The sequence below is a fragment of the Enterobacter cloacae complex sp. SYL003 genome (genome assembly GCF_049236925.1).
Taxonomy (GTDB): Bacteria; Pseudomonadota; Gammaproteobacteria; order Enterobacterales; family Enterobacteriaceae; genus Enterobacter; species Enterobacter intestinihominis.
Genome location: NZ_JBMKJK010000011.1, coordinates 158,208 through 169,642, shown reverse-complemented (window position 1 = coordinate 169,642; position 11,435 = coordinate 158,208). Strand labels below are relative to the sequence as shown.

At 53.0% G+C, this 11,435-nt stretch carries 7 protein-coding genes; all 7 read left to right on the top strand.

Features of this window, described 5'->3' with window-relative positions; translation table 11 throughout:
- Positions 1-2,612, top strand: a 2,612-nt coding sequence (gene tssH, locus ACOT1A_RS15655; RefSeq protein ID WP_421625520.1) for a type VI secretion system ATPase TssH, incomplete at its 5' end; no start/stop codon positions are given.
- Complete coding sequence (locus ACOT1A_RS15650) at positions 2,609-4,981, top strand: type VI secretion system Vgr family protein (RefSeq protein ID WP_276170421.1); 2,373 nt, start codon at positions 2,609-2,611, stop codon at positions 4,979-4,981. The genes tssH and ACOT1A_RS15650, both read left to right, overlap by 4 nt.
- A gap of 15 nt (positions 4,982-4,996) precedes the next feature.
- Positions 4,997-5,263: a PAAR domain-containing protein gene (locus ACOT1A_RS15645; RefSeq protein WP_022648278.1), complete on the top strand. Its 267-nt coding sequence runs from the start codon at positions 4,997-4,999 to the stop codon at positions 5,261-5,263.
- Between the two features lie 46 nt (positions 5,264-5,309).
- Positions 5,310-8,078, top strand: a complete 2,769-nt coding sequence (locus ACOT1A_RS15640; RefSeq protein WP_232934877.1) for a T6SS effector BTH_I2691 family protein — start codon at positions 5,310-5,312, stop codon at positions 8,076-8,078.
- Complete coding sequence (locus tag ACOT1A_RS15635; protein WP_276170420.1) at positions 8,075-9,034, top strand: putative type VI secretion system effector; 960 nt, start codon at positions 8,075-8,077, stop codon at positions 9,032-9,034. Before ACOT1A_RS15640 ends, ACOT1A_RS15635 begins: the two co-directional genes overlap by 4 nt.
- Before the next feature lie 293 nt (positions 9,035-9,327).
- Positions 9,328-10,290 carry a putative type VI secretion system effector gene (locus tag ACOT1A_RS15630; protein WP_276170419.1) on the top strand — a complete coding sequence of 321 codons (963 nt, stop codon included), beginning with the start codon at positions 9,328-9,330 and terminating at the stop codon, positions 10,288-10,290.
- 211 nt (positions 10,291-10,501) lie between these two features.
- Positions 10,502-11,407, top strand: coding sequence for a DUF4123 domain-containing protein (locus ACOT1A_RS15625; RefSeq protein WP_063147259.1), 906 nt, complete (start codon positions 10,502-10,504; stop codon positions 11,405-11,407).
- Positions 11,408-11,435 lie beyond the last annotated feature (28 nt).

Sequence of the window (11,435 nt, the reverse complement as noted above, 5' to 3'; positions counted from 1 at the left end):
ACCCTTACTGTGCCCGCGCGATGGAAGGGGCCGCGTCCCTGTGCCAGACCCGCGCCCATGCGGAAATCCTGCCCGAGCACTGGTTGCTGAAGCTGCTGGAGCAGGGTGAGGGCGACCTGACGGTGCTGGCGCGGCGCTACGAATGGGATATGGATACGATATGGCAGGATATGCTGGGTTTTCTGGACAGCCTGCCACGTTCGGTGCGCAGCCGTCCGCAGCTGTCGGACAGTGTCCGGGCTCTGATGCAGGAGGCCTGGCTGCACGCCTCGCTGGCGGGGGAAGAGCACATCCGCAGCATTCACCTCCTGATGGCCCTGGTGGACAAACCGGACCTGGTGCGCTGCGACGGCCTGTGGCCGCTGCTGACGCTGGCGCAGAGCCAGCTTGAGCGCCTGCGGGGGCTTCTGGATGCGCAGTCGGATGAACGCCCGGAGGTGCAGCAGGAAGCGGAGCTTACGCAGGGCGATGAGGTGGAGTTTGTCGGCCGTCCGGTGAATGCGGATATAAAAGGAGAGCTGAACCCGGCGTTACAGAATGCGCTGGACAGGTTCACCCTCGACGTCACCGCCCGCGCCCGTGAGGGCAGAATCGACCCGGTCTATGGCCGCGACAATGAAATCCGCCAGATGGTGGACATTCTTTCCCGGCGCCGCAAGAACAACCCGATTCTGGTCGGCGAACCGGGAGTCGGCAAGACCGCGCTCGTGGAAGGACTGGCGCTGCGCATCGCCGAAGGCAATGTGCCGGACGCGCTGAAGCCGGTCTCCGTGCGCACCCTTGACCTCGGCCTGTTACAGGCGGGTGCAGGCGTGAAGGGTGAGTTTGAACAACGCCTGAAAAACATCATCGACGCGGTGCAGCAGTCACCCCTGCCGGTTCTGCTCTTCATTGACGAGGCGCACACCATTATCGGCGCCGGCAACCAGGCGGGCGGCGCCGATGCGGCCAACCTGCTGAAACCGGCGCTCGCCCGCGGTGAGCTCAGAACCATCGCCGCCACCACCTGGAGCGAGTACAAGCAGTACTTTGAGCGCGACGCCGCGCTGGAGCGTCGTTTCCAGATGGTGAAGGTGGACGAACCGGACGACGACACCGCCTGCCTGATGCTGCGGGGACTCAAGTCACGCTACGCGGAGCACCATGGCGTGCATATTACCGATGAGGCGGTTAAAGCCGCCGTCACGCTATCCAGACGCTATCTGACCGGACGCCAGCTGCCGGACAAGGCGGTTGACCTGCTGGACACAGCTTCGGCCCGTGTCCGCATGAGCCTGGATACGGTGCCGGAGCCGCTGACCAGGATGAAGGCGCAGCTCACGGCACTTGCCATGGAGAAACAGGCGCTGCTGGAGGATATCGCGGTGGGCAATACCGCCCACGGCGAACGTCTGGCCGCCATCGGAGAGGAAGAAGTTGGCATCATTTTGCAGCTCGATGAACGGGAAACCCGGTACGGCCAGGAGCTGAAACTCACGGAAGAACTGCTTGCCTGCCGCACGGATATCTCCCGTCAGGGGGAAATTGCGGACCTTCAGATGCAGCTTAGTGCCGTGCAGCAGAATACCCCGCTGCTGGGGCTGGATGTGGGCGCGCGTACCGTCGCCACCGTTATCGCCGACTGGACCGGCGTACCGCTCTCTTCCCTGATGAAGGACGAGCAGACGGAACTGCTGAGTCTTGAGCACAGTCTGGCGAAACGCGTTGTCGGTCAGGACAGTGCGCTGAATGCCATTGCGCAGCGCCTGCGCGCCAGCAAAACCGGTCTGGCACCGGAGAACGGCCCGCAGGGCGTGTTCCTGCTTGTGGGCCCGAGCGGCACCGGCAAGACCGAAACCGCCCTGGCGCTGGCCGATGAACTGTTCGGCGGCGAGAAGTCCCTTATTACTATCAACCTCTCGGAATACCAGGAGCCACACACCGTCTCTCAGCTCAAGGGCTCACCTCCGGGCTACGTTGGTTACGGTCAGGGCGGCATTCTGACCGAAGCCGTCCGCAAGCGCCCGTACAGCGTGGTGCTGCTGGATGAAGTGGAAAAGGCACACCGGGACGTGATGAACCTGTTCTACCAGGTGTTTGACCGGGGCTTCATGCGCGACGGCGAGGGGCGGGAAATTGACTTCCGCAACACGGTGATACTGATGACCTCGAACCTTGGCAGCGACCTTATCATGCAGATGCTGGATGAAAATCCGGACGCCACCGAAGGCGACCTGCACGAACTGCTGCGTCCTGTCCTGCGGGACCACTTCCAGCCCGCGCTGCTGGCGCGCTTCCAGACGGTGATTTACCGTCCGCTGGCACAGGCAGCGATGCGTACGATTGTCGGCATGAAGCTCGGCCAGGTGAGTCAGCGCCTGGCCCGGCATTACGGCATGAAAACCGCTATAGCAGACAGCCTGTCTGATGCGCTGACCGATGCCTGCCTGCTGCCGGACACCGGGGCGCGCAATATCGACAGCCTGCTGAACCAGCAGATTCTGCCGGTCCTGAGCCAGCAGCTGCTGAGCCAGATGGCGGCGGGAAAGAAGCCGCATACCCTGACGCTTGGCTGGGATGAGGAAGAGGGCATAGTGCTCGAGTTTGACCGGACAGAAGGTGAGCATGCATGAGCAGTAATCTTCCCTTACGATTCAGCCACAGCCATCACCTGCTTTCGGTGAAGGGCTGCGATGCAGGGCTTGATGTGCTGGCTTTTGAGGGCAATGAAGCCCTGAGCACGCCGTTCAGCTACCGTACTGAATTCACCAGCGCGGATCATGCCATCAGCAAAGAGATGATGCTGATGAAGCCCGGTTCACTGACGCTACAGGCCCCGGTAGACCAGGGTTACGGTATCAAAATACAGCAGCCGGTACGGGTGATTCAGGGCGTGGTGACCGGTTTTGAACGCCTCAGCACGTCAAAAGATGAAACCCGCTACGCCCTGACGCTTGAGCCGCGTCTGGCGCTGCTCGACCGCTCGCACCAGAACGCGATTTACCAGGACATGTCGGTTCCGCAAATCGTGGAAAAAATCCTGCGCGAACGTCACGGCATGCGCGGCCAGGATTTCCTGTTCTTACTGTCAAAAGAGTACCCGCGTCGTGAACAGGTGATGCAGTACGCTGAGGACGACCTGCACTTCATCACCCGCCTGCTGGGCGAGGTCGGTATATGGTTCCGCTTCACCACCGACACGCGCCTCAGCATTGACGTGGTGGAGTTTTACGACAGCCAGCAGGGGTATGACAAAGGCCTGACGCTGCCGTCTGTACCGCCATCGGGCCAGCATTCAAAAGGCGTGGATTCAGTCTGGGGAATGGAATGCCATCACAATGTGGTGCAGAAGCAGGTCAGCACCCGGGACTACAACTACCGTCAGGCCAAGCAGGACATGAACGCCCGGGTTGACGCGACCGGCGGGGATGTCACCACGTACGGTGATGCCTACCACTGGGCGGATAACTACCTGACGCCGGGCAGCGCGTATGACCGCAACCCGGCAGCGGAGTCCGGGGCGTTTTACGCCCGCATCCGCCACGAACGCTACCTGAATGGCCAGACGCAGACCGTTGCTTTCACCAGCTGCCCGACCCTTTCACCGGGTATGCGGCTGAAAGTCACCGGCGGGTACGAAGTGGCGGAGGTGTTTACCCAGGGCGTGGTGGTCACGGCGATGCACAGCCATGCCCGGCGTGATGCAGACTTTTGCGTCAGGTTTGACGGTATCCCGGACAGCGCGGACTTTTGCTTCCGCCCGGCGCCAGGCCGCCGCCCGGTGATGGCCGGTACCTTACCGGCACGCGTCACCAGCACCACCGAAAATGACACCTACGGGCATATCGACAAGGACGGTCGCTACCGCGTCAATATGCTGTTTGACCGTGAGAACTGGGAGACGGGGTTCGAGAGCCTGTGGGTCCGTCAGTCCCGCCCGTATGCGGGGGACACCTACGGCCTGCACCTGCCGCTGCTGGCAGGCACCGAGGTGGCGATTGGTTTTGAGGACGGCAACCCGGACCGGCCGTACATTGCCGGTGTGCTGCACGACTCGGCGCACGGCGACCACGTTACCATCCGGAACTACAAACGCAACGTCCTGCGTACCCCGGCGAACAACAAAATTCGCCTGGATGATGAACGCGGGAAAGAGCATATCAAGGTCAGCACGGAGTACGGCGGCAAGAGCCAGCTGAACCTCGGCCATCTGGTCGACAGCGAAAAACAACAGCGGGGGGAGGGTTTTGAACTCAGAACCGACAGCTGGGGTGCCATCCGGGCGCAGAAAGGACTATTCATCTCGGCGGACGGGCAGGCGAAAGCGCAAGGACTGCAGCGTGAAATGCAAGCTGCGCTCAAAGAACTTGACGCTGCCAGAGAGGTGACTTCTGGATTACGTCACGCTGCTCAAGCAGCCCAGGCGGAATTAGCCGATCTTGAGAAACAAACAACATTAATGAATCAGACGCTTAGCGATCTTAAGCAGCAAGCATTACTTCTGTCTGCCCCTTCAGGAATTGCGCAGGTCACCCCCGCGAGCGTACAAGTTTCGGCGGGGGAAAATCTAATTGTTACTGCTGGTCAACATGCAGACATTAGCATTGCCAAAAAATTAACTCTGGCGGTGGGCGATATTCTGAGCTTATTTGCACACAAACTGGGAATAAAAATGTATGCCTCGGAGGGCAAAGTAGATATTCAGGCACAGTCGGACGCGCTGAATTTATTTGCTAAAGAAAAGCTTTCGGTCGCCAGTTCAGACAACAGCGTTGTCATATCAGCCAAAAAAGAAATCCTTTTGGTTTGTGGGGGGACATTTATACGGTTAAGTGATGCGGGGGTTGAAGTTGGTACTGGCAAAAACGTCACGTTGAAATGTATTGCGGTTCAACAGCAGTCTGCGGCGACGTTAAATTCAACGCTTTCGCTACCTTCTGGCTGCAAACCTGGGGTAATTTCTGCAGCCCAACAGCAAGGGGCTGTGGTGATGCTTAGCTAATACTTGAGGAAAAAGATGACTACAAAATTAGCCGTTTTAGGTGACAGGACGAGTAATGGGAAAATAATTTCTGCAACTGCGAATTATTTTAGTGATGGAAAACAGGTGGCACAAAATAATGACAAAGCCATCTGTACTGTCTGTAAGGGAACATTTCCCATCCTGGCCACTGCAATTGGTATCGTCAGTAATGGCATACTTCTGGTACAGGATCAGGACCGTGTGCTTTGTCTATGTCCCGGCCATAAAGTGATCGCAGGCTCTAATTTTTTCACTGGCTAAATAAGAATTTTTTATTTACAGGCTTAATTAAAAAAAGGATGTGAATATGGCATGCCAGGGGTTATGCACAACGAAAGGCCTGACAGTACTGCCCGTGCGCTATGCTGTTGTGCCAGAAAATATTAATGCCAGTTTACCGGGATGGGCGAATGATGCGCGCATAACAGGGGTAACGCTCGCCAGTAATGAAAAGTACACACTCCGCGCGCTTCGCCAGGGCTACCTTTACGTTTTTTATGAAAAAGGAAAACATGGCATCAATTACTGGCAGTGCTACAGCGTTGCGCCAGACGGCTCACTGTGGCTGCAACAGGTGGCGTCTAATCCTGTACCGGTGGATAAAGCGCTGTGCGAAACGGGCGAGCATATCGCGCAAAACGTCGAGTTCATGAGCATTGAATCCCCGGATAAGTGCGGCAATGTGTGGTTTGCGTTCAGTCAGTATCCGTGGGAGCAGGAAACGCTCGATCGGTATCGCATCAGGCCAGAAGAGCGCAGTGAGAGAATGCAGAAAGTGATGCCTTCGGTGGCGGGAGCTCAGCGCACAAAAACAGGGACCGACGTTACCGGGGCAAGCCTGAATCAGGTACTGGACTATCAGGTGCCTTCTGTTTCTGGTCTTCTGCCTGGTCCGGATGAGGCGAAAGTGGTAAACATCAGCCGTGCATCGTCACTCTGGGATCCGACAGTGGATGATCCCTGGCGGGTCAATAATGATGTGGTGAAACTGCAGTCCAGTCTGTATCCGTGGGCAAAAAACCGCAGTGGCATGGCAGCCGCGACGGTCACGGCCATGGAAAACCGAAGTGAGGGGATGACGCCGTTGCTGCTTCCACTCTGGGATCCGGTGGGGATTGTTCATGAGCTTAACGGCTGGAGCCAAGATGTGCTGGGGCGCCAGGCGCAGTTCCTGCAGGAGCGTGAGCTTGAGTTCGCCACCAAAACAAACCTCGATGCAGTCAGAACGCTGCTGGAAAGCAATGCCGAATCTCTGGAGGACGCGATGCGGAGACGAAGAACTGATGGTCCCATGCTGACAGACGAATATCTGGATTCGCGTCTGCAGGCGCTTGAGAAAAGGTATCAGGGTAAGCCTGATGTGCTGGCACAAATCAGGGCTGATGACAGGTTAGTGAGAAATTGGCATGCGCAGAACGTGACGGCATCATACCCGGAGAGTGTGCTGATGAGTCCACCCGAACCGCTGGCTGCTCACCAGCGACGGGTTGCCGCGATACAGGCTCAGGTCGATAAGGAACTGGCGTTAAATCTGCCTGAACCCTCGCAGGATTTCAGTGGAGTCCGGGCCCGGAGCTGGGCTCCCTATCAGAAAAAGCTCAACGCAACCCGACAGGCGAACTTTGATACCTGCTACACGAGCCTGGTTGATTCGGTTAATGCTATCTTCCAGAAGCGTATCGTCAGCGTGGTGAACTGGCTCAGTGCACCGGTACTGCTGGCAACGCTGGATGATTTCCACTGCGAGGCACAGCGGGCAGGGCTGTTCTACCAGTCAGCGGTGGGGATGTCCATGCACGGGATCAACAGCTGTCCGGCAGGGGCGGCAAAGATAGACGGCTGGTGGAATGAGTACAGCACTAAAAATCGCGGGAATCTGCTGTGGCGGCATGTGGCGGCCAATAACCCGCAGCTAATCAGTGAGCTGGAGCCGTATCTGGCGACGGTGAAAGGGAAAAAGGACGAGGACGTGACGCCTCTGACGGCGACCGCCATGACGGCAGCCCTGATGCAGCAGGTCAGCAATATGAAAAAGCTGGAGGGATATTACCAGAAATCGATGAACAGTGTCGTGAAGGGGCTGAGGGAAAATGCCAGCAAACTGGAAGTACAGCTCTTCAACACGGATGCGTTTATCGTCACGGTGGGAGACAGGGTAAGCCGAATTCTGCGGGTGGATAAGACAGGCGAGAAGCTGGCGACCACGGCGTTCAGGCTGATATTTATGATAAGGGCGGGAATACCTTCAGAAAAAGTTCACTCGTTAGTGAATGCGTATCTGAAAGATGCCCCGGTGTTACGTCAGACGGTGCTGGCAGGTATACGGCGCAGCGGACGTTTTATGGCGAGCGGGAATGAAGTCGCCGAGATTAAACAGAGAATGAGCAGCAGGCTGGAAGAGCACTTTGCATCAGAAAAGGGCAAGGCCGAATATCGGCTGGCGGGAATAAACAGTCTGTTGCTGGTGCTGAATGCGATGGATTTTATCTACCTGTGCGGACAGGTAAGGGATGAGAAGAAGCCGCTGGCGAGCCTGCTGGCCAGCGGGCTGGCGATGGTGAGTCAGGGGACGTCGGTTATTTTGCCGGCAATAGAAAAAGGTCTGGAAGCGCGTGAGCTTACGGTGGCCTGGGTCAAGGGGGTTGGGGCGGCAGCGGGTGGAACTGCGTCTTTAATTTCGGTGTTTGCTGATGGTGCAAGTACTTACGAAGAGTTGCAAAGCAATCGTTTTTTACTTTCCTCTGTATTGCTTATTAAAACAACAGTTGATGTCCTGGCAGTCACAAAATCAGTCGGTCTTCTGCTGGAACAGTTTAGTCAACCGATAGTTAAAAAAGTAGCTGGGAAAATTACAGGTTTTTTGGCTTGGGAAATTTTAGGGATCCGAATACTTGCAGTACTGATGACCTGGGAAGTGATGGTAGCGATAACTTTGTTACAGGTGGTTGTGACCTGGATATCGGACGATGAGCTTCAGATATGGTGCAGGAAATGTGTATTTGGAACAGCACCGTTCAACCGCAGTGTGGCAGACCAGAATAAAGCCTTGGAAGGGGCGATAAAGGATATTTCATGAATTCAAAAGAGCAGCATCAGATATGCTCCCGTTTTGTTGAGCCAGAAAAATTAGAAGACCTGCGTACAAAGCGAGAGATTGAGATGATGAACGGCAGGCCGTGGACACGTGAGCTTCCGCCGCCGCCGGTATTGCCGCCTTATGGTCCTCTGGAGAAAATATCAGGGAAACTGCAGTCTTTCCGTAGCGAATATTTTCGGGAGTATTTTGATGCAGTTGCCTACCGGACCAGCACGTTGCCGGAGATATCAGATGGCCAGCGCGGAGCTGCCGCCGCTGCAGCGATAGTTGCAGGGAGCCCGGGTGTCGGGGCTGTAATGATGGCTGAAAGCGAGTCTTCGAATGATTCGGCGGAATATGTGCAGGGGATGATTAATGGCCAGCCGTTTCGCGGCTGGGTGGGTGTCACCCGGCTTCAGACTGGCGATGATGTGGACATGATTGTTGAGTGGCAGCATGACCATTATGAGGTCTATGCCATTGCGTTACCGGAAGAGCGGATAGTGTCAGTATGTCCGAAATGTGATATGGGGCATATTGCGCATATGCTGTGGCGCATTAAAAATATGTTCATTCTAATCACCATATTGATGGTGGCTTTTGTTTCTGTATGTGTATTTATCTCTATCTCAAAAGGAAATCCAAATGGTGTCTCTTTATTTGAGAGGTTTTATCTTTTCCTGGTAATGGCTTTTGTGGTGTCCTCTGTAATTTCGGGGTTGATTGCATTCTTTGCATATAAAGCCTGTGCGCCAACACGCTGCAAACTGGCGGAGGAGATATTTCAGTTGCTGCGGATGAGGCGTGTTGCAACAATCAATCTCAATAAAATAACAAAAAAACGTGAGCAACAACTAAAAGATAATGGGAAGTGGTATGAGCCGAGTGATAAAAGCAAACCTGCCTGTCCCAGCGGGAGATTCATTTATTCAGATGAAGGCTGGTTTTACTACTAAATCGGCAGTGAAACAAGCTACTTTCGCTAGTGTTATTAGTCGTGGAATGCTTCTGGTGTGGAATTAATTGCTGAAAAATAAACGGTGGAAATATATTTTGGAGTCAGATCTCTGGCGATTTTGCTGGCCTGGGCAGTGATGGTGGCGATAACTTTGTTACAGGTGGTTGTGACCTGGATATCGGACGACGAGCTTCAGATATGGTGCAGGAAATGCGTATCTGGAACAGCACCGTTCAACCGCAGTGTGGCAGACCAGAATAAAGCCCTAGAAGGGGCGATAAAGGATATTTCATGAATTCAGAAGAGCAATATCAGATATGTTCCCGTTTTGTTAAGCCAGAAAAATTAGCAGACCTGCGTACAAAGCGAGAGATTGAGGTGATGAACGGCAGGCCGTGGACACGTGAGCTTCCGCCGCCGCCGGTATTGCCGCCTTATGGTCCTCTGGAGAAAATATCAGGGAAACTGCAGTCTTTCCGTAGCGATTATTTTCGGGAGTATTTTGATGCAGATGCCTACCGGACCAGCACGTTGCCGGAGATATCAGATGGCCAGCGCGGAGCTGCCGCCGCCGCCGCGATAGTCGCAGGGAGTCCTGGCGTCGGGGCTGCCATTATGGCTGAGAGCGAATCATCAAATGATTCGGCGGAATATGTGCAGGGAGATATTAATGGCAGACCATTTCGCGGCTGGGTGGGCATCACCCGACTTCAGACTGGCGATAATGTGGACATGATTGTTGAGTGGCAGCATGATCATTATGAAGTCTATGCCATTGCGTTACCGGAAGAGCGGATAGTGTCTGTATGTCCGAAATGTGATATGGGGCATATTGCGCATATGCTGTGGCGGATTAAAAACATGTTTATTCTCACGGGGATTTTTTTCTTCTCGGTGCTTTTTGCGGGAGTTCTGAGTGAAGTGATTGAAGATACCTGGAAGGGCCTTGAGTCATTTATCACCACATACTTTTGGTTGTATGTTATAGCATTGTTGGGGGGAGTGGGTCTTTCAGGATTAATTGCATTCTTTGCTTATAAAGCCTGTGCTCCAACACGCTGCAAACTGGCGGAGGAGATATTTCAGTTGCTGGGGATGAGAAGAGTTGCAACAATCAATCTCAATAAAATTACAAAAAAAAGTGAGCAACAACTAAAAGATAATGGGAAGTGGTATGAGCCGGGTGATAAAAGTAAATCTGCCTGTCCCAGTGGGAAATTCATTTATTCAGATGAAGGCTGGTTTTACTACTAGACAGAAAAAGACAGTGTTATTTTGGTTACCCCCGACAGGAAACAAGGTAAGCCAGCATGCCCAAGTTTGAAATTTACCTATTCAGGAGAAAATTGTTATCGCTACTGAGAGGGGGAGCGGCTAAATATGAATAAGATAATGATGTTTTATGAAAATCATAAATACAAATTAATTGAAATGTGTTTCTAATATTATTCTGGCAGGGTTGATTATGGATGATAAATTTTTTAACGATATACATGAAGAAATTACCAATGCTGCTTTTGGGAAAAATGGGAAATGTTTTCTGCTGATAGATGCATCTTTAGAACAGTATCATTCAGAACTTTTTTTGCCCGGTATTCTTAGAGAATATAAATCTTATCCTGTTACATTCCGCCAGGAAGAACTTCAGGGGGCTTTACCACTTTACCTTTTCCCTCTTAGTGCCTCCAGCGAGAGAGATGGTCAATTGTTTAAGAATAGTATTTACCATTCATTGAATGAGTTGAAAATAGAAAAACTTGAGTCCGGGGAAGGGCGCAGCGTCTGTGCGTGGATTTCGACGGATTTAACTGGGGAGCAGCTTGCTGAACAGGTCGCTTTGTCCGCCGTACAGTCGATTCAATCAGTTGGTAATATATTACTTCGCTATTACGACCCATCAGTATTTGGTTTGTTAATGTATGCGCTAGATAAATGGCAAAAACAACAGCTATTAAGCAATATTAATACATGGTCTTATATTGATGGAGGCGGAATAGCTCAGGTGGTGAATGGTGATGGTAAATGCAAAAAAAAATTAAACTACTCACTTGGATTAACAGAGCAAAATGCATTAGAAATGGGCCGAATTTTAGTTGTTAATTATATTTTGCGAGCATATCGGAAAATGAGAATGCCGCATAAATTTAGTGAGCGTGATGTTATGGGGTTATTGCTTCCTGCGCTGGATTATTATTATTCAACTTTCTCAACATCCGATAAGGATGTTATTGATTTTGGGCTTGATGTGTTGAGCGCGCAGCGGCTATTTTATCAGGATGAGGTATTTAAGAAGGTCTTATTTAGTAATCGCAGTAAAGACCTTCAGTCATACTCAGATATTAAATCCATAATTGACAGTATGGCATGTTAAGAAGTTTTTTCTCTTAAAGAAAATGTGC